Source organism: Corallococcus exercitus, assembly GCF_003611585.1.
Taxonomy (GTDB): Bacteria; Myxococcota; Myxococcia; order Myxococcales; family Myxococcaceae; genus Corallococcus; species Corallococcus exercitus.
This window is the reverse complement of the sequence record NZ_RAVW01000077.1, coordinates 1-17,628: the sequence shown is the minus strand read 5'-3', so window position 1 is coordinate 17,628 and position 17,628 is coordinate 1. Positions and strand designations below refer to the sequence as shown.

The 17,628-nt window shown below is 70.1% G+C and carries 19 protein-coding genes; 9 read left to right on the top strand and 10 right to left on the bottom strand.

Annotated features, from left to right (window positions below):
* Positions 1-513 carry a GyrI-like domain-containing protein gene (locus D7W79_RS12595; protein ID WP_120525614.1) on the bottom strand — a complete coding sequence of 171 codons (513 nt, stop codon included), beginning with the start codon at positions 511-513 and terminating at the stop codon, positions 1-3.
* Positions 514-591: 78 nt separating this feature from the next.
* On the opposite strand from D7W79_RS12595, the gene D7W79_RS12590 reads away from it, so the two are divergent.
* Positions 592-1,116 (top strand): 2'-5' RNA ligase family protein, encoded by a 525-nt coding sequence (locus D7W79_RS12590; protein WP_120525622.1) that lies wholly within the window; start codon positions 592-594, stop codon positions 1,114-1,116.
* On the opposite strand, the gene D7W79_RS12585 is transcribed toward D7W79_RS12590, so the two are convergent.
* Entirely contained in the window at positions 1,097-1,516 is a 420-nt protein-coding gene (locus D7W79_RS12585) for an arginine repressor (RefSeq protein ID WP_120525613.1), read from the bottom strand. The two genes, D7W79_RS12590 and D7W79_RS12585, sit on opposite strands and share 20 nt — an antisense overlap.
* A 181-nt stretch (positions 1,517-1,697) precedes the next feature.
* On the opposite strand from D7W79_RS12585, the gene D7W79_RS12580 reads away from it, so the two are divergent.
* From D7W79_RS12580 to argC, 7 genes are read left to right on the top strand one after another with little or no spacing between them, the layout of a single operon-like run.
* Complete coding sequence (locus D7W79_RS12580) at positions 1,698-2,702, top strand: N-acetylornithine carbamoyltransferase (protein ID WP_120525612.1); 1,005 nt, start codon at positions 1,698-1,700, stop codon at positions 2,700-2,702.
* A gap of 58 nt (positions 2,703-2,760) precedes the next feature.
* Positions 2,761-3,687, top strand: coding sequence for an acetylglutamate kinase (gene argB, locus D7W79_RS12575; RefSeq protein ID WP_120525611.1), 927 nt, complete (start codon positions 2,761-2,763; stop codon positions 3,685-3,687).
* The gene (locus D7W79_RS12570; RefSeq protein WP_120525610.1) at positions 3,684-4,745 is read left to right on the top strand and encodes a M20/M25/M40 family metallo-hydrolase; all 1,062 of its coding nucleotides are present in this window, start codon (positions 3,684-3,686) and stop codon (positions 4,743-4,745) included. Before argB ends, D7W79_RS12570 begins: the two co-directional genes overlap by 4 nt.
* Positions 4,738-6,087: an argininosuccinate lyase gene (argH, locus tag D7W79_RS12565; RefSeq protein WP_208729714.1), complete on the top strand. Its 1,350-nt coding sequence runs from the start codon at positions 4,738-4,740 to the stop codon at positions 6,085-6,087. Before D7W79_RS12570 ends, argH begins: the two co-directional genes overlap by 8 nt.
* Before the next feature lie 40 nt (positions 6,088-6,127).
* Positions 6,128-7,315, top strand: a complete 1,188-nt coding sequence (argG, locus tag D7W79_RS12560) for an argininosuccinate synthase (protein WP_120525608.1) — start codon at positions 6,128-6,130, stop codon at positions 7,313-7,315.
* Between the two features lie 4 nt (positions 7,316-7,319).
* Positions 7,320-8,381, top strand: coding sequence for a DUF1611 domain-containing protein (locus D7W79_RS12555; protein WP_120525607.1), 1,062 nt, complete (start codon positions 7,320-7,322; stop codon positions 8,379-8,381).
* Positions 8,378-9,448 (top strand): N-acetyl-gamma-glutamyl-phosphate reductase, encoded by a 1,071-nt coding sequence (gene argC, locus D7W79_RS12550; RefSeq protein ID WP_120525606.1) that lies wholly within the window; start codon positions 8,378-8,380, stop codon positions 9,446-9,448. The genes D7W79_RS12555 and argC overlap by 4 nt, the downstream gene beginning before the upstream one ends.
* Positions 9,449-9,548: 100 nt before the next feature.
* Here the strand turns inward: argC and D7W79_RS12545 are convergent, their stop codons facing one another.
* From D7W79_RS12545 to D7W79_RS12515, 8 genes are all read right to left on the bottom strand, one after another.
* The gene (locus D7W79_RS12545) at positions 9,549-10,256 is read right to left on the bottom strand and encodes a hypothetical protein (RefSeq protein WP_120525605.1); all 708 of its coding nucleotides are present in this window, start codon (positions 10,254-10,256) and stop codon (positions 9,549-9,551) included.
* Positions 10,257-10,278: 22 nt separating this feature from the next.
* Entirely contained in the window at positions 10,279-11,076 is a 798-nt protein-coding gene (gene truA, locus D7W79_RS12540) for a tRNA pseudouridine(38-40) synthase TruA (protein WP_120525604.1), read from the bottom strand.
* Between the two features lie 26 nt (positions 11,077-11,102).
* Complete coding sequence (locus D7W79_RS12535) at positions 11,103-12,323, bottom strand: serine/threonine protein kinase (protein ID WP_120525603.1); 1,221 nt, start codon at positions 12,321-12,323, stop codon at positions 11,103-11,105.
* 33 nt (positions 12,324-12,356) lie between these two features.
* Complete coding sequence (locus tag D7W79_RS12530; protein ID WP_120525602.1) at positions 12,357-13,343, bottom strand: class I SAM-dependent rRNA methyltransferase; 987 nt, start codon at positions 13,341-13,343, stop codon at positions 12,357-12,359.
* Between the two features lie 14 nt (positions 13,344-13,357).
* A complete protein-coding gene (locus tag D7W79_RS12525; protein WP_120525601.1) occupies positions 13,358-14,686 on the bottom strand; it encodes an amidohydrolase family protein in 1,329 nt (442 codons plus the stop codon).
* Between the two features lie 92 nt (positions 14,687-14,778).
* On the bottom strand, positions 14,779-15,399 hold the full coding sequence (locus D7W79_RS12520) for a hypothetical protein (protein ID WP_147441903.1): 621 nt from the start codon (positions 15,397-15,399) through the stop codon (positions 14,779-14,781).
* Between the two features lie 150 nt (positions 15,400-15,549).
* Positions 15,550-15,864, bottom strand: a complete 315-nt coding sequence (locus D7W79_RS43220) for a hypothetical protein (protein ID WP_147441902.1) — start codon at positions 15,862-15,864, stop codon at positions 15,550-15,552.
* 117 nt (positions 15,865-15,981) lie between these two features.
* Positions 15,982-16,329: a hypothetical protein gene (locus D7W79_RS12515; RefSeq protein ID WP_120525599.1), complete on the bottom strand. Its 348-nt coding sequence runs from the start codon at positions 16,327-16,329 to the stop codon at positions 15,982-15,984.
* A gap of 101 nt (positions 16,330-16,430) precedes the next feature.
* Here D7W79_RS12515 and D7W79_RS12510 point away from each other — a divergent pair, with 101 nt between their 5' ends.
* Positions 16,431-17,618, top strand: coding sequence for a hypothetical protein (locus tag D7W79_RS12510; protein WP_120525598.1), 1,188 nt, complete (start codon positions 16,431-16,433; stop codon positions 17,616-17,618).
* The last annotated feature ends 10 nt before the right edge of the window (positions 17,619-17,628 follow it).

Below are 17,628 nucleotides of genomic sequence, written 5' to 3'. Positions count from 1 at the left end.
TCACGCCAGCGCCTTGAACAGGTCGTAGTCGAACGGGGCGGCGGGAGGCATCTCCCGCTGCCGCCGCGGGTCGTAGCGCTCCACCGCGTAGGCCGCGTTCCGCTCCGGTCCCGGAGCGTCGATGCTGAGAGACCGGCCGCTGTGGCGCACCCACTGGAAGATGTCCCAGGCCGCCGCGTTCACGGCGGCCGGCTCTCCCATCACGCGCGTCGTCGCGTAGTCGCCCGCGGGGACATGAATCGCGCTCATCCCTGGAGGCGCCTCTTCGATGGCGCGGACCTCCACGCCGACCCAGCAGGTGAGTTCATCACGATTCGGCCCCCGAAGGTCCGCGCCCTGTGGCTCCACCTTGAGGAACACGTCGGGGTCCACCCGCTGCGGGAGCTCCGGCAGCCGCGACAGCAAGGCCGCCCATGCCTGGGGAATGCGCTGACGCAAGGCCTCGTAGGTCCCCGTCACCTGCAACCCCACCACGATCATGGCGGGCAGCCGCACCACGGACACGGACGTCATGGAGACTCCCCCAGCGGACACAGGTGCCTCGCGCGCCTTGTGGACCGGAAGCTCCAGGCCGAGAGTGCGCGAGCGCTCATGACATCCTCCTCCGAAGCCCCGCTGCTCGTCACCGCCGAGATGGAGCCGGAGACCTTCGCGCGCCTGGAAGGCCTGCGCCGCCGCTACTTCCCGCCCGAGCGCAACGTCATCCCCGCGCACGTCTCCCTCTTCCACCACCTGCCCGCGTCGGAACACGACGCCGTGGAGGCCGCGCTCGAGGTCGTCACCGAATGGCCCGCGCCCACGCTGCGCTTCACGAAGCTGCGCAGTCTGGGGCGCGGCATGGCGGTGGACGTGGAGTCCCCGGGCCTCGCGCCCGTCCACCGCGAGCTGTCGCGAGCCTTCGCGGAGTGGCTCACGCCGCAGGACCGTCAGCCCTTCCGGCCCCACGTCACGCTGATGAACAAGGCCACCACCGAAGAGGCAAAGGCCGCGCTCGCGGAGCTGGGCGCGGGCTGGTCCGCCTTCGACTCGCATGCACCCGCGCTGCTGCTCTGGCGCTACCTCGGAGGCCCGTGGGAGCTCGTGCGGCGCTTCCCGTTCACGGGCCGCGCTGGATGAGCTGCTCCACCGCCTCGCGCACGTCCTGCAACAACGACGGATCCCTCACCGCGATGAAGATGGTGTCGTCGCCCGCCACGGTGCCCGCCAGGCCCTCCACCTCCTCGCGGTCCAGCGCCAGCCCGAAGATCTGCGCGTAGCCGGGCGCCGTCTTCAGCACGAGCATGTTGGGCGGCGCCTCGATGATGGTCACGCTCGGCGCGAGCGGCACCGGCACCACCGCCGGCTCCGTGCGCTGGTAGCGCCCGTTCACCTTCTGCACGCTCAGCTTCTTCAGCCGCCGCGACAGCGTGGACTGGCTGGGCGCGTGCCCCGCCTCCTCCAGCAGCGTCTGCAGCACCGCCTGATCCGGAACGTCCTGCCGGGAGATGAGCTGAAGGATGGCCTCGTCCAGGTTCATTCACGTTCACCATGCATGCGGCTGAATACGCACGCAAGGCGCATGAAAAATCCCAGTGAATGTTCTTGCGCGCTGCGCCGTTCTGCATAATATCCGCGCCTCCTCAGCGAATATGCATGAATTCAAGTGCATATTCAGCAGTACCCCATCCATCCGGCGCGGCCGGGGGAGCACGAAGCCCATGAAGCATGTCACCCGCATCCAGGACCTGGGCCCGGAAGGCGTCGAGGCGGTCCTCTCGCAGGCGGCCGCGTGGAAGCAGAAGGATCCGGGGGCCCTCTTCCCGGGGAAGATCCTGGGCATGGTGTTCTTCAACCCGTCGCTGCGCACGCGCACGTCCTTCGAGGCCGTGATGCTGCGCGCGGGCGGGCACGCCATCGTGCTCGACGTGGGCTCTGGCGTGTGGAAGCTGGAGGACCGGCCCGGCGCGGTGATGAACGCGGACCGCGCGGAGCACATCAAGGAGGCGTCGCCCGTCCTGTCGCGCTTCGTGGACATGCTCGGCATCCGCACGTTCTCCCAGGGCGGCGGTGACGAGGAGGACGAGGCCGACCCCGTCATCAACGCCTTCCGCAAGTGGGCCACCGTGCCGGTGGTGAGCATGGAGTCCGCGCGCGAGCATCCCTGCCAGGGCCTGGCGGACGCGCTCACGCTGCGCGAGACGTTCGGCACCACGAAGAAGCTGCCGGTGACGCTCACCTGGGCGCCGCACATCAAGCCGCTGCCCAAGGCGGTGCCCAACTCGTTCCTGCTGTCCGCGGCGGCCGCGGGCTGCGAGGTGCGCGTGGCGCATCCGCCGGGCTTCGACCTGCACCCGGCCGTGCGCGCGGAGGCGGAGGCGTACGCCAAGGCCACCGGCGGCAGCATCACGTACACGCACGACCAGGACGAGGCGCTGGTGGGCAGCCGCGCCGTGTACGCGAAGTCCTGGGGCCCCACGGCGCAGACGGCGAGCACGCCCACGGACGTGGCGGCGCTGCTTGCGTCGTACTCGGGGTGGATGCCCACGCGCCGGCACATGGCGAAGGCCGCGAAGGACGCGGCGTTCCTGCACTGCCTGCCCGTGCGCCGCAACGTAGAGGTCGCTGACGAGGTGCTGGATCACGCGAGCAGCCGCGTCGTGGACGAGGCGGGCAACCGCTACCACGTGCAGCGCGCCCTCCTGGCCTGGATGCGCGGCGGCTGAGTCCCGAAGCCGACCGCCCCACCCTTCTTCGTCCCCTTTCGACTTTCTAGAGGTCACCGTGCCCTTGTCTCCCGACCCGTACGCCGCACTCCGCAACGCGGCGAAGTACGTGAAGCAGTTCCGCAGCAAGACCTTCGTGGTGAAGCTGGGCGGCGCCGTGCTGACGGATCCGCGCACGCGCAAGACGGCGTGCGAGCAGATCGCCCTCCTGTGGGCCTTCTCCATCCGCCCCGTCGTGGTGCACGGCGGCGGTCCGGAGCTGGACGCGCTCTGTGACGCCCTGCACCTGCCCATCGAGAAGGTGGCCGGCCGCCGCGTCACCTCCGCGCCCGTGCTGGACGCGGCGAAGATGGTGCTCGCGGGCAAGCTGCACACGGACCTGCTCGCGGACCTCCAGGCCGCGGGCGTGCCCGCGGTGGGCCTGTCCGGCGTGGACGCGGGCCTCATCAAGGCGCGCAAGCGTCCGCCCGTGCTGGTGACGGAGCCCGGCGAGACGCAGGGCCGGATGGTGGACTACGGCCTCGTGGGCGACATCGAGTCGGTGGACACGCGCGTCGTGGAGCACCTGCGCTCCGCGGACTACGTGCCCGTCATCGCCCCGCTGTCGGGAGGCCAGGACGGCGCCGTCTACAACACCAACGCGGACACGGTGGCGGCGGCCCTGGCGGCGGCGCTGCACGCGGAGAAGCTCTTCTTCATGGTGGAGGTGCCGGGGCTCCTCAAGGACGTCTCCGACCCGTCGTCGCTCATCTCGCTGGCCACGCTGTCGGACCTGGCGTCCCTGGAGGCCGAAGGCCGGCTCACGGGCGGCATGCGTCCCAAGGCGCACGCCATGCGCCACGCGCTCGTCGGCGGCGTGGGCAGCGTGCACCTGGTGAGCGGCAAGCAGTCCGACGCCCTGTTGGAGGAGGTCTTCACCAACGAGGGCAGCGGCACCATGGTCGTGCGCGAGCACCCGGTGAAGCACGGCGAGGCCAAGGGTTGAACCCCGCCGAGCTGCTCACCGCGCTGGTCGCCACGCCCAGCGTCTCCGGCGACGAGGCCCGCATCGCGGACCTCGTCGCGGGCCATGCGGAGTCCTGGGGTGCCCGCGTGCACCGCCAGGGCCACAACGTGTGGTTCAGCGTGGGCAGCGGTCCGAAGCGCCTGCTCGTCAACTCGCACCTGGACACGGTGAAGCCGTGCGCCGGGTGGGAGACCGAGCCGCACGAGGCCGTGTGGAAGGACGACACGCTCTACGGCCTGGGCGCCAACGACGCCAAGGGCTGCGTCACCGCCATGCTCCTCACCGCGAAGGCGCTCCTCGAAGAAGGCGCGCCTTCCGGTGTCGAGTGCGTCTTCGCGCTCACCGCCGAGGAGGAGACGGGCGGCAAGGGGCTGGGGCCGCTGTTGTCCACGCTGGGGCCGCTGGACGCCGCCATCGTGGGTGAGCCCACGTCGCTCAAGCCCTGTACGGCGCAGCGGGGCATGTTGCTCCTGCGCTGCGTGGCGCACGGCAAGAGCGGCCACGTCGCGCACGCGCACACGGGCGGGCTGGACAACGCCATCCTCAAGGCGGCCCGGGACATCCAGGCCGTGTCCGCGCTGCGCTTCCCCGCGCACCCGCTGCTGGGTGAGGCGCGGGCGCAGGTGACGCAGGTGTCCGGGGGCCTGGCGCGCAACCAGGTGCCGGACCGGTGCGAGTTCTTCGTGGACCTGCGCACCACGCCGGGCATGGACCACGCGAAGGTGGCGCAAGACGTGGGCGCGGCGCTGGAGAGCGAGGTGGTGGTGCACTCCGCGCGCTACCTGCCCAAGGGCACGGATGCGTCGCACCCGCTGGTGCGCGCGGCGGTGGCGGCGTCCGGACAGGCGACCGTGGGCTCCAGCACCACGTCCGACTGGGCGTTCCTGGGCGACGTCCCAGCAGTGAAGGTGGGCCCGGGCGACACGCTGCGGAGCCACCAGGCGAACGAGTACCTCACGCGCGCGGAGCTGGAGGCGGGGCTCGCGTTCTATCGACGACTGCTGCACGGCTATGCCGGGGAGGTGTCGCGTGGCTGAGACATTGTGGGGCAAGGGCCAGCCGCTGGACGCGGCCATCCACGCCTTCACCGTGGGCGACGACCCCGTGGTGGACCTGTCGCTGGTGCCGCACGACGCGCTGGGCAGCGCCGCGCACGCACGCATGCTCGCGCACGTGGGGCTGCTCGCGCCGGAGGCCGCCAGCTCGCTCGTGGCCGCGCTGCACGCGCTGCACGACGAGGCGCGCGCGGGCCGCTTCACCATCCGCCCGGAGCAGGAGGACGGCCACACCGCGCTGGAGGCGGCGCTCGTGGAGCGCACCGGTGAGGCGGGCAAGCGCATCCACCTGGCGCGCTCGCGCAACGACCAGGTGCTGCTGGCCCTGCGCCTGTTCATGCGCGAGGAACTGCTCGCGCTGGGCGCGCGCACGGCGGAGCTGGCGGGGACGTTCCTCGACTTCGCGGAAGCGCATGCGGACCTGCCCCTGCCAGGCTACACGCACCTGCGCCGCGCGATGCCGTCCACCTTCGGCCTGTGGGGCATGGCGTTCGCCGAAGGACTGCTGGAGGAGCTGGAGGCGCTGAAGGGCGTGTGGGGGCGGCTCGACCGCTGCCCGCTGGGCGCCGCCGCGGGCTTCGGCGTGCCGCTGCCCATCGACCGTGAATATGTCGCGCGGTTGCTCGGTTTTAGTCGAGTTCAACGCAGCCCCATCGACGCGCAGGACAGTCGGGGGCGGCATGAAGCGGCGCTGCTCACCTGGGCGTGCTCGGTAGCGGGCACTCTGGAGAAGTGGCTTTGGGACGTGCAGCTCTACAGCATGGACGAGTTCGGCTTCCTGGCCCTGCCGGATGCCTTCACGACCGGCTCGTCCATCATGCCGCAGAAGAAGAACCCGGACGTGGTGGAGCTGGCCCGGGGCCGCTGCCGCGAACTGCGCGGCCTGGCGCATCAGGTGGAGGCGGTGGCCGGTGGGCTTCCCTCCAGCTACCACCGTGACTTCCAGCTGCTGAAGCGCCCCACCCTCCAGGCCCTCACCAGCGCGAAGGCGCTGCTGGAGGTGCTGGCGCGGCTGGTGCCCGCGTTGAAGGTGAACGCGGAGAAGGCTCGCGCGGCGTGCGACGACACGCTCTACGCCGCGCACCACGCCTACGCGCTCGTGGCCAAGGGCCAGCCCTTCCGCGACGCGTACCGGGAGGTGGGCCGTCAGTTGAACGACGGCAGCTTCCAGCCGGACCGCGGCGCGCTGACGGCCACCCACCTGGGTGGCGCTGGAAACCTGGGCCTCGCCACCGCGCGCGAGGAACTGGCGGACGCGCGTGACTGGCTCACGCGCACCCATGCACAGCAGGCCGAGGCCGCCGCGCGCGTCTGGGCCCCCTGAAACCTTCCTCACCCCCTTTCGCAGCAACAGGAGTCCGAAGATGAGCAAGAAGTCCGTGGTGCTGGCGTTCTCCGGCGGCCTCGATACCGCCTTCTGCACGGTGTACCTGCGCGAGCAGGGCTGGGACGTCACCACCGTCACCGTGGACACGGGCGGTTTCCCGCCCGAGCAGCTGGAGCGCATCCAGGCCCTGTCCCAGAAGCTGGGCGCGGTGGCGCACCACACGGTGGACGCGCGCGACACCCTCTTCCAGGGCTACCTGCGCTTCCTCATCGCCGGCAACGTGCTGCGCGGCCAACTCTACCCGCTGAGCGTCTCCGCCGAGCGCGCCTGCCAGGCCGTGGAAGCGGTGCGCATGGCGGAGAAGCTGGGCGTGCAGGCCGTGGCCCACGGCAGCACCGGCGCGGGGAATGATCAGGTCCGCTTCGACGTGGCCTTCCGCACGCTCGCGCCGCAGCTGCAGCTCATCACCCCCATCCGCGACCTGGCCCTCTCCCGCCAGCAGGAGATTTCCTTCCTCGCGGAGCGCGGCTTCCACCTGCCGGCGAAGACGGGCACGTACTCCGTCAACGAGGGCATGTGGGGCACGTCCGTGGGCGGCCGCGAGACGCTGGACTCGTGGAGCACCCTGCCGGAAGCGGCCTTCCCCGGCGGCGAGATTCCCACCGACCTGAAGCCCCTGCCGCTCGTCATCTCCTTCGACAAGGGCGTGCCGGTGGCGCTCGACGGCAAGGCGCTGTCGGCGGTGGAGGTGGTGGAGAGGCTCAATGCCATTGGCCGGCCGTACGGCATCGGCCGGGGCGTGCACCTGGGCGACACCATCCTGGGCATCAAGGGCCGCGTGGGCTTCGAGGCGCCCGCGGCGCACCTGCTCATCGCGTCGCACCGCGAGCTGGAGAAGCTGGTGCTGTCGGGCAAGCAGCTCTTCTGGAAGGAGACGGTGGGCAACCTCTACGGGTCGCTGCTGCATGAAGGGCACTTCTTCGACCCGCTGGTGAAGGACCTGGAGGCGTTCCTCGCCTCCTCGCAGGACCGCGTGACGGGCGAGGTGAAGCTGGTGCTCACCCCGCGCGCCCACGTCGTGGAAGGCGTGCGTTCGCCGCACTCGCTGATGGACGCGAAGGTGGCGACGTACGGAGAGGCCAACGTGTTGTGGACGGGGACGGAAGCGGCGGGGTTCGCCAAGCTCTACGGCGTCGCGCAGATGCTCTCGCAGAAAGCGAAGTGACGACATGAAGATCCACGTCGACAAGGTGGGCAGTGTCACGCGCAACCTCCAGGTGGGGCGCACGGTGCACCTCACGGATGAAGTGCGGTGCGAGGAAGGCGCCGTCATCGCGGTGCGCATCCACGGGGAGAAGAGCGTCTACAACCAGCTGGAGGACGTGAACGGCCGGCTCGTCACGCTCCATGCGGGCGACATCGTCGTGGGCGCGCTGGGCCACCGCAACGCCCTGCACGGCTACGAGGGCATCGTCCCCGCGTCCGTCACGGTGGGCGACAAGCTCAACATCCTCAACATGGGCGGCGTCATCGGGAAGTGCACCTCGCACAACCCGGGCGTGGGGCCGCCGTTCGAGGCGGAGGTGCTGGGCCAGGTCCTCACCTTCCCGGAGTTCCAGTCGCGCGCGGGCCAGCACGCGCACATCTCCACCGGCGCGCTCAAGGGCACGTCGAGGGCGGTGACGTGCCCGGTGGTGTACGTGGTGGGCACCTGCATGAACGCGGGCAAGACGTACGCGGCCAGCGTGGTGGTGCGGAAGCTGTCCCAGGCGGGCTACCGCGTGGGCGGCGCCAAGCTCACCGGCGTGTCGCTGATGCGCGACACGCTGTCCATGCAGGACAGCGGCGCGGACGTGGTGATGGACTTCACCGACGCGGGCGTCGTGTGCACCGGGGCGCGCACGGCGTCCAAGGTGGCGCGGATTGTCTTCTCGGAGATGGCGGCCCAGGAGGTGGACGTCATCGTCGCGGAGACGGGCGACGGCATCATGGGTGAGTACGGCGTGCAGGCCATCCTGGCGGACCCGGAGCTCAAGGCGCTGGGCGGCGCGTTCATCCTGTGCGCGAACGACCCGGTGGGCGCGGCCGGCGGCGTGCGCCACCTGCGTGAGGTGTACGGCATCGAGATGGACATGGTGGCCGGGCCCGCCACGGACAACGCGGTGGGCGTGCGCTTCGTGGAGCAGGTGGTGGGGTTGCCCGCTCGCAACGCGCGCGCGGATCCGAACGCCCTGGGGAATCTCATCGTGGAGAAGCTCGCGCCCAAGCTGGGCGCGGGGAGGAAGTCATGACGTCGCCTGCGCACATCTACATCCTGGGGGCCTCCGGTTTCGGCGGAGGCGAGCTGCTGCGGCTGCTCGCGGGCCACCCCGGCAACGCCGGCATCCGCGTGGTGTCGCGGCACCACGCGGGGTCCCCCATCCACAAGGTGCACCCGCACCTGCGCGGGCTGGTGGACGGCCGCTTCGAGGCGGAGCCGGACTGGCGCTGGCTGGCGGACTCGCAGCGCCCGGTGGTGTTCAGCGCGCTGGGCCACGGCGACCTGGCGACGCAGTTCGCGGGCCTGGAGAAGCAGTGGGCGGACGTGGGGCTCACGGACCGGATGCTGCTGGTGGACCTGTCGTCCGACTTCCGCCTGGACCACCCGGGCCGGTACGCGGGCGCCTACGGCCGGCCGCACCCGTCCCCGGAGCTCCTGGGCACGTTCACCTACGGCCTCACGGAGTGGAAGCGTGAGCAGGTGAAGACGGCGAAGCGCATCGCCAACCCGGGCTGCTTCGCGACGGCGGTGCAGCTGGCGCTGTTGCCTATCGCGGCCACGCCGGGGCTGGGGCTTCTGGCGGTGTCGGGCGTGACGGGCTCGTCCGGTTCCGGCTCGCTGCCGGGCGAGGGCACGCACCACCCGACGCGCGCGCACGACTTCCGCGCGTACAAGCCGCTGGAGCACCAGCACGAGGCGGAGGTGGAGGTGATGCTGGTGGCGCACGGCGCGCAGCGGCACCGGCTGGCCTTCGTGCCGCACTCGGCGCCCATGGTGCGCGGCATCTTCGCCACGGTGCAGTTCGAGTGGCCGGAGCACGGCGGCGCGGTGGTGACGCAGTCGCTGACGGAGAAGTACCGCCGCTACTACGAGGGCTCGAAGTTCGTGCGCATCGTGGAGGGCACGCCGCGCGTGGCGGCCGTCGCGGGCAGCAACTTCTGCGACATCTCCGTGGCGACGAAGGGCCGCTCCGTGGCGGTGATGGCGGCGCTGGACAACCTGGTGAAGGGCATGGCCGGGCAGGCGGTGCAGAACTTCAACGTGGCCCTCGGCTTCCCCGAGGACACCGGCCTGCGCCAGGCGGCCTGCTACCCGTAGCACCGTGAACCCAGGGCGGCTTCGGCACGGAGCCGGAGCCGCCCTTGTCGCTCGGGCCCTTCACGTCGAGGCCGGGCGTCACCCGGTCTCGCCCACGTGTTCAGGCCGCTGGCGTCTTCGGCACGTCGCCCGAGGAGGAGGAATTCCCCTCGGATTCGACGGTGGAGGTGGCAGCGGAGGCCGTTCCCTGCGTCGCGGCGGAATCCCCCACAGGCGCGCTCCCTGACGGAGCCGGAGCTTCTGCGGCGGCGCCACCCTCGCGCTGCTCCAGTCGCTCCCCTGCGGCCTCAGCGGCCTTGAGGAACTCGTCGTACTCCGACTTACGAGCGGCGGCCTTCTCCTGGGCGGCGGCGGAGCCCCGCTCGGCGGCGGCACGGCCCGCGCGGATGGCCCGGGCGCTCAGCAGGATGCCGCCCACGAAGGCCACGATTCGCAGCCCCGACGCGAAGCTCCAGCCCGTGGTGAGGCCGTCCATGCCGTCGCGCACGAAGTTGAGCGCGACCACGAACACGCCCCCCGAAACCGCGGCCCCCACGGCCGTGGTCCACGTGCGCAGCGCGACGATGCGGGCCGCGCCGTAGCAGAGCGCCGGCAGCACCGCGAGCACCCACAGGTCCTCCAGCACCACCGCCACCGGGATGCGCAGGAAGTCGGAGGGCAGCGCGTTCACCCGCGAGTGCAGGCGCAACACCAGCGACACGCTGAGCATCGCCCCCAGCACCAGCGACAGGAAGCCCAGTCCGACGATGAACTGGAAACGGCGGACGCGGACGCGCAGGGGCTCGAGGACACCGGGTTTGGAGCTCACGGCCGCAAAGCCTAGCGCACTCTCACCCTTCGTCCTCTTCCCCGATAGCCGCGTCCCCCGCCGAGCGAGGGGGCGGGCCGTCGCCGTAGAAGACCTCCTCCAGCACCAGCCCCTGAGGCGGCGCGGTGGCCCCCGCCAGCTTGCGCTCGCGCGAGGCCAGCACCTCCGCCACCCAGGCCTCGGGACGGCGGCCCTTGCCCACCTCCACCAGCGTGCCCACCAGGTTGCGCACCATGTGCTTGAGGAACGCGGTGCCCTCCACCACGACGGCCATGGTGTCGCCGGAGGTTCCCTCCACGCGCACCTGCCGCACCTCGCGCACCGCGTGCTTCGCCTGGCAGTCCGCGGCGCGGAATGCGGAGAAGTCGTGCCGTCCCAGCAGCGCCTGCGACGCGCGGCGCATGGCCTCCACGTCCAGCGGAGCGAACACCTCCCAGTGCGTCGTGCGCAAGAGCGGAGACCGCGTGCGCCGGTTGCTCAGCCGGTAGCGGTAGCGCTTGCCGCGCGACCAACGGCGCGGGTCGAACTCCGGCGCCACCTCCTCCGCGGCCACCACCGCGATGTCCGGCGGGAGGATGCCATTGAGTCCCATCGTGTATGCCTTCATCGGCAGCACGCGAGGCGAGTCGAAGCAGGCCACCTGCCCCGTCGCGTGCACACCCGCGTCGGTGCGGCCGGCGGAGGCCACGAACACGCGTTCGCCCAGGAGCTTCTGGAGCGCGTCCTGGAGCGTGGACTGGATGGACGGGCCATTGGGCTGCACCTGCCAGCCCACGTACCGGGTGCCTTCGTATTCGAGCGTCAGCTTCAGCCGGGGCATGAGTGCGGCAACCAAAGACACGCGGATCAGCGCGTCTTCAGCCAGCCCTCCAACACATCCGCCGCGAGCTTCGCCACGGAGACATTCGCCTTCCGGGCCTGGGCCTCCAGCTTCTCGTACAGCGCGGGGTCCAACGGCAGCGCGAGCAGGCGCGGCTCGGTGGCGGTGCCCTCGTCCAGGCGCATGGCCTCCGTGGGCGGGCCGTCCACGGACGCCGCCACCTCCGACAGCTCCAGCGCCACTTCCGACGTGGGCGCGGAGGACTGGCGCGTGGACAGCCGCTTCAGTTCCTGCGGGCGCTCATCCTCGAAGAGCTGCTTGACGAAGTTGGCCAGGTGCAGCGGCGTGGGCGTGAAGTCATACGCGTCCAGGAAGGCATCCAGGTCGCGCTGCATGTCCAGTGCGGTCTGGTAGCGGCGCTCGCGGTCGCGGGCGAGCGCGCGCATCAGGATGGCCTCCACGCGCTCCGGCAGGTCCTCGCGGAAGTACGACGGCGCGTAGATCTTCGCCTCGGTGATGCTGCGCATGACGGCGACGTCGGAGTCGCCGGTGAAGAGCTTGAAGCCGGTGAGCCACTCGTAGAGGACGGTGCCCAGCGAGAAGATGTCGCTGCGGCAGTCCAGCGGCCGGCCCAGGCACTGCTCCGGGGAGAGGTAGCTGAGCTTGCCTTTGATTTCCCCCGAGCGCGTCTCCTCCACCTGGTTGGCGGCCTTGGCGATGCCGAAGTCGAGCACCTTCACCGAGCCGTCGAACGCGACGATGATGTTCTCCGGCGTCACGTCGCGGTGGACGATGTTGAGGGGATTGCCGTGGCGGTCCTTCTTCTGGTGCGCGTAGTGCAGGCCCGCGCAGACGCAGGAGGCAATCTTCAGCGCGTACACCATGGGGAAGGGAATCCCCAGCGACTCGGCCTTGGGCACGACGCGGCGCATGTCGCGGCCGGACACGTACTCCATGGCGATGAAGTAGCTGTCGACGATCTTCCCCAGGTCGTGGATCTGCACGATGTTGGGGTGGTTGAGCTGGGCGGCCAGCCGCGCCTCGTTGAGGAACATCTTCACGAAGGCCGCGTGCTTGGACAGGTGCGGACGGATGCGCTTGATGACGATGGGCGTCTCATCGCCACGGGCATCCACCTGGTGCGCGAGGAAGATCTCTGCCATGCCCCCTACAGCAATCCGGTCGATGAGCCGGTAGTTGCCGAAGCGGAACGCGTCGCGCGGGGGCGAGGAGGCGGCGGGAGCCATGGAAGCAATGTAGCCGCGCCCCGCCCGGAGGCGCTAACGAAGTTGGACGACGTGCACCTTGAGCGCCGGTTCCTCACCAGAAGGGGCCGGAAAGTCGAGCCCCGAGGGACCGAGCGACCCCACTGCCTTCCCCGTCCTGCCTGCCCGCGTCACGCCCTCCAGCACCATCGTTTCGAACCGGCGCGAAGGCAGTCCCGCCAGGTTGCAGCAGGCGACCAGGCGACCCTTGGGAGCCACCACCTTCGCGGCGGCCTCGGCCAGCCGGGCGTAGTCGCGAGCGGCGGAGAAGCGCGTCGTCTTCGTGGTGGAGAACGACGGAGGGTCCGCGACCACGACGTCGAAGACTTCCCCCTTCTTCGCGAGCCGTCCGAGCCAATCGAAGACATCGCCAGCCACGTAGTCGTAGCGGTCCACGGATTGACCGTTGAGGCGCGCGTTTTCCTCGCCCCACTCCAGCACGCGGCGGCTGGCGTCCATGTTGAGCACACGCTTCGCGCCCCCAGCGGTCGCGGCGACGCCGAAGGCGCACGTGTACGCGAAGAGGTTGAGGACGGTGAGTCCAGAGGCCTGGGCCTGGAGCCACGCGCGGGTGTCGCGCATGTCCAGGTAGAGCCCCACGGAGAGGCCCTGTCCGGGGCGGATGTGGAAGGACAGGCCGTTCTCCTTCGCGACGAAGTCCTCCACGGGCTCCCCCCGAGCGGCGGACTCCGGAGCCAGCGCGTCCTTCGCCACGTTGGCGAGCACGCGCGCCTCACGGGGACGGCGCTTCAGGTAGACGCTCCGGGGTGTCCACGCGGAGACAGCGGCATCGAGCAGCGTGGCCTCTTCCGCGTCGGTGAGGTCGCGGTAGAGGCTGACCACGACGACGTCGCCGAAGACGTCCGCCGTCACTTCGGGCACGCCGTCCGCGGCGCCGTTCAGGAGGCGGAACGCGGAGGTCGCGGGGTCGGCGAGCAGCGGACCCCGGCGGGCGCGGGAAGCACGCAGCAGGTCCACGAGGCGGGGAGGCAGGGCACTCACGCGCCCCTTCTACCCTACGAACCCAGCCGTGCGCGGGACCAGACGCGAGCGAGCGCCGCGGCGGCGTCGCGGGCCAGGTCCACGTAGTCGCTGCCCAGGAGCTGCCCTTCGCGGACGCAGACGCGGCCATCGACGATGGTCCACGCCACGCGGGCGGCGACGAGCTGGCCCAGGAGGAAGGGCGAGTAGCCCGTCTCCGGGTCGGCGGCGGGGATGGCGTCGTAGACGACGAGGTCCGCGATGCTGCCCTCGTCCACGCCGCCCGAAGGCTTGCCATACAGGCGGGTGCAGAGTTCCGCGGGGCCGCTGACGAACAGGTGCGCCAGCGAGTCATCCAGGTCCGGCATGCGCCCGGAGCGCGCCAGGGACAGCATGCTGACGAGCGCCCCGGCCAGCTCCTCCTGGAGGGTGCCATGGCCGCCGGTGCCCAGGCCCACGAGGTGGAGGCTGGACAGCGCGCCGTCGGCGGATTCAGCCGCGCGGTCCATGGAGCGGGTGGCGCGAGGCGTGAGGGCGATGAAGGTGCCGGAGGCGGCCAGCCGTTCCGCCTCGGAGCGCTCCACGGCGCGGGGATAGCCGGCGATGGCGTGAGGCCCCAGGAGGCCCAGCGCGTCCAGGCGGGGCACGACGCGGCGGCCATGCGTGGCGTAGGTGGTGGAGAGGTCGTCCTCGTTCTCCGCGAGGTGGAAGACGACGGATGCGTTCAGCTCCTGGCGGTGTCCGGCGATGCGGGACAGGAGGGAGTCCTCGCAGGTGTAGGACGCATGGAAGCCCAGGGCGCCACGGACGCGAGGGTGTTCGCGGTAGCGACGGACGAAGTCCGCGTTGGCGTCCGCCTGGGAGTCGGCCACGGCGGCGCCATCCAGGCTGTGCGTGGAGTGGGACGTGACCAGGCGGATGCCGAGCGTGTTCGCGGCGCGGGCCTGGGCCTCCAGGCCGCCAGCGACGTCGGTGGGGCACGACAGGTGGTCCACGACGAGGGAGACGCCATCGAGCAGCGCGCGGGCGGCGGCGAAGCGGGTGAGGATCTCCACGTCCTCGGCGGTGAGGAGGTTGGCCACCCCGCGCATGCGCTCCAGGCGCGAGCGGGGCTGGCGCAGGAGGAAGTCGCCATTGGGGGGCAACAGCTGCCCGTTGACCATGTGCGAGTGACAGTCCACGAGCCCGGGAGCGACGAGCCGGCCGCGACACGCCACTTCCCAGTCACCGGGGAGCACGGGCACCTCGGCGTCGGGGGCGACGCGGCGGATGATGCCCTCTTCGACCACGACGGCCATGCCGTGACGGACGCGACCGTCCGCACGGAACACGGCGCAGTTCTTCAGAAGCAGTCGGCCTTCCATGGACCTTCCCGTTTTAGCACGGGGTAGGTGGAGGATGAACCCCGTCCCCTACGTAGAGTCCCTGAGGGACGGACCCATGCAGGGCTCCAGCCTCAATCCGAGGAGATGCAGGCCATCGTCACCGGGTCGAAGACCGCAGCCCCTCCGTCCCTGAAATCGACCCCGACGTAGGGAGGGATGGTCATCATGAGGCGAAGCTTCACGGGTTCAGACTTCAACGCGAAGCGGAAGGTGACGGGCTGCTCCTGGAACCACGCCTTCGCCCGCGCGAACTCATCTTGCGACAAGGTCCCATCGGCCCGGCTTGAGAGTGCACGGACCCGGGCCTCGTGGACCTGAAGCATGGCTTTGAGGTCGCTCCATTCCCCCCAATGCCTGACGGCAACCAGCGCAAAGGACGGCGCTATCGCCAGGAATGACAGCAAGGTCAACGGATGGAGCACGTTTCGCCAGAGCTGGATGATCCGGGCGGGCTCCTTCCGGGCGACGAAGAAGAAGCAATAGCCGACAAGGATGAACGGCCACCCGTAGAGCGCGAGTTCCGTGTTCAGGTCCGCGACAGGTGGGTCCCCAGGGAAGGGGTACTTGGTCAACTGCGAGAGCCCGAAAAGACCGAGGCAATATAGCACGAGCGTGACGCCCACCGACGGCACGAACCAGCACAGCAATCCAATAAGCCCCAACCGGGGAAGCCCGCGAGCAGATGATTTCATTGCAGCATCTCGGCCCGCTGGGGGAACCAGCTCCGAAAAGAGGCCTGTCTGGACTGCTGCCGCATGGTGCCTCGTCCCTCCGGTCTTCAAATCGCTCCCGCCAACTCCAGCTCATCATCATCTTCAAAGACACAGATAGAGTCCCACGACTCAGTCCTCCTGCACGCGGATCCCACCGTCCGCATTCACGGTGACGACGCCTCGCAGTCCGATCAGCGGATTCACGAACGCGGTGGATTCCAACCCGGTCTTGCCGCCATCCGTGAGCTCCAGGTCGATGGACAGGTATCCATCCGCGTTCGCCCGTCCCTGACAGACGACACGGCCATGAACTGGAACCTTCTCAAAAACACATTCCTCGCCAGGAATCCGGGCAGTCAAGACACGCAGCTCCCTCCCGGCTTCATTCACGAGGACGATTCGCGTTCTTCCCGACACAGCGATGGTAAGCACAGGAATCGCCATGAGGATCGGCAAGCCTGCCGCGAGAGTCCACACCGTGGTCCTGTTGATGGCCCACCTCCCCTACCACCGGTCGTCAACAACGCCTCCGGCAGTGTCTACACATGCAGTCATGCCGCATCAACGGTGGTAGACGGCGCCGCTGGTCCAACTCACCGCGAAGGTGGCCAGGCCCAACAGCTGGAAGCCATTCCACAGCCGCTCGTCGGTGTCGTCGAAGGTCGAAGCGCGTGAGACACGAATCAGCCAGACACGCCGCCCCAGATAGAACACCGTGCAGGCCAGCCATACGGCCCAGAGCACCCAGAACACAGGTCCCCCGATGAGCGATCGTCCCCAGGCCAATACGGCGTTGATGGCGACCATCACGAGGCAGAACGCCGTCAGGCGCAGCCACTCCCTGTATGAACTGGGAGTCAGCGAAGCAATCTGAATCCCCCGTCTCCCGATCATCCGTCCCACCTCCATCGGCTTGAACCACTCCTGGGCACGCTCTCCCCGCCTCCCGCCTCGGCAGGCAGGGTGGCTCGGGTCCTGGCCCCCTGGAGACCCGGTATACTCCCAGTCCCATGACACCGCTGAGCCCCGGAGTCGCCACCGCCACGGAGCAGGACACGCCGGCCGCGTCCGGCACCCTGCGCTTTCGCCGCCTGTGGCTGTTCTCTCCCCGGGCCGACCTGGCCATCCTGGGCATCCCCCTGGCCCTGACCCTGGTGGCGGCCTTCGCCAGCACGTTCCTCGCCCCGGACGCCGCGGACAATGCCCACCGGCTCCTGGGATGGACCGCCCAGAACCTCCTGGGCAATGCCACACACGTCATCCTCACGTTCCTGCTCTTCGGCGTGCACCGCGACGTGCTGACCGCCGCCCCCAAGCAGCCGCGCACCATCCTCGCCGGTGCCCTGGCCATGCTTGCCGTTGGCGCCGCGCTGTTCTTCACCTTCTACGCCGACCGCTCCATCCACACCTTCGCCGTCGCAGTCATCTTCAACGTCTTCGGCATGCACCACACCCTGTCGCAGCACCGGGGTCTGTGGTCCCTGCACGGCCTGCGTGGCGGACAGGAGGGCCTGTCCCCGCCCTCCCCGCTCGAGCGCAAGCTCCAGCAGCTCTACGTCCCGCTGCTCCTCTCCGTCCTCCTCGTCCGCATCTTCTTCGTCGCCGAGTCCGCCGCGCCCGGCGCCCCCGCCTACCTCGACGTGGGCCAGGGCGCCGTCCTGCCGTGGCAGACGCTGCCCGTGCTCATCGCCGTCTGGCTGGGCTACTTCCTCCTGCTCTTCCGCAGCGTGCTCCGCTCCGGTGCCGCCAGCGGACCCAAGGTGCTCTACCTCCTGGGCATGGCCACGGCGACCGGGCTCGCGCTCGTGGCCCCGTCCTGGGGCTACGTGATGCTCCCGGGCATGCACGGCCTGGAGTACTACGTCCTCAGCGCCCGCATGCTGGAGCCGCGCGAGGGAGACGCCCCCCGCTTGAGCCAGAAGCTCATCTGGCCGGCGATGGTCGCGTCCATGCTCCCGCTGTTCGCGCTGGGCGTGGTGCATGGCTTCCTGCTGGATGGCCCCATGCGCGGCTCGCTGGGCATCGGCGGCGGCGCGCAGGCGCATCCCCTGCTCCGCGCGCTGACCTCGCTGGGCTTCGCGTGCGTGCTCGCGCACTACTTCGCGGATGCCTTCATCTTCCGCTTCCGCATCCCGTCCATCCGGCAGGTGATGCTGCGCCGGTTGGGCTTCGCCTCCGCCCCCCGCCCGGCGCCCTGAGCCGCGGGAG

Coding starts and splice junctions, on each gene's coding strand:
- D7W79_RS12595 (WP_120525614.1), bottom strand. CDS start 513: ATGACGTCCGTGTCCGTGGTGCGGCTGCCCGCCATGATCGTGGTGGGG.
- D7W79_RS12590 (WP_120525622.1), top strand. CDS start 592: ATGACATCCTCCTCCGAAGCCCCGCTGCTCGTCACCGCCGAGATGGAG.
- D7W79_RS12585 (WP_120525613.1), bottom strand. CDS start 1,516: ATGAACCTGGACGAGGCCATCCTTCAGCTCATCTCCCGGCAGGACGTT.
- D7W79_RS12580 (WP_120525612.1), top strand. CDS start 1,698: ATGAAGCATGTCACCCGCATCCAGGACCTGGGCCCGGAAGGCGTCGAG.
- argG (WP_120525608.1), top strand. CDS start 6,128: ATGAGCAAGAAGTCCGTGGTGCTGGCGTTCTCCGGCGGCCTCGATACC.
- D7W79_RS12555 (WP_120525607.1), top strand. CDS start 7,320: ATGAAGATCCACGTCGACAAGGTGGGCAGTGTCACGCGCAACCTCCAG.
- argC (WP_120525606.1), top strand. CDS start 8,378: ATGACGTCGCCTGCGCACATCTACATCCTGGGGGCCTCCGGTTTCGGC.
- truA (WP_120525604.1), bottom strand. CDS start 11,076: ATGCCCCGGCTGAAGCTGACGCTCGAATACGAAGGCACCCGGTACGTG.
- D7W79_RS12535 (WP_120525603.1), bottom strand. CDS start 12,323: ATGGCTCCCGCCGCCTCCTCGCCCCCGCGCGACGCGTTCCGCTTCGGC.
- D7W79_RS12525 (WP_120525601.1), bottom strand. CDS start 14,686: ATGGAAGGCCGACTGCTTCTGAAGAACTGCGCCGTGTTCCGTGCGGAC.
- D7W79_RS12520 (WP_147441903.1), bottom strand. CDS start 15,399: ATGAAATCATCTGCTCGCGGGCTTCCCCGGTTGGGGCTTATTGGATTG.
- D7W79_RS43220 (WP_147441902.1), bottom strand. CDS start 15,864: ATGGCGATTCCTGTGCTTACCATCGCTGTGTCGGGAAGAACGCGAATC.
- D7W79_RS12515 (WP_120525599.1), bottom strand. CDS start 16,329: ATGGAGGTGGGACGGATGATCGGGAGACGGGGGATTCAGATTGCTTCG.
- D7W79_RS12510 (WP_120525598.1), top strand. CDS start 16,431: ATGACACCGCTGAGCCCCGGAGTCGCCACCGCCACGGAGCAGGACACG.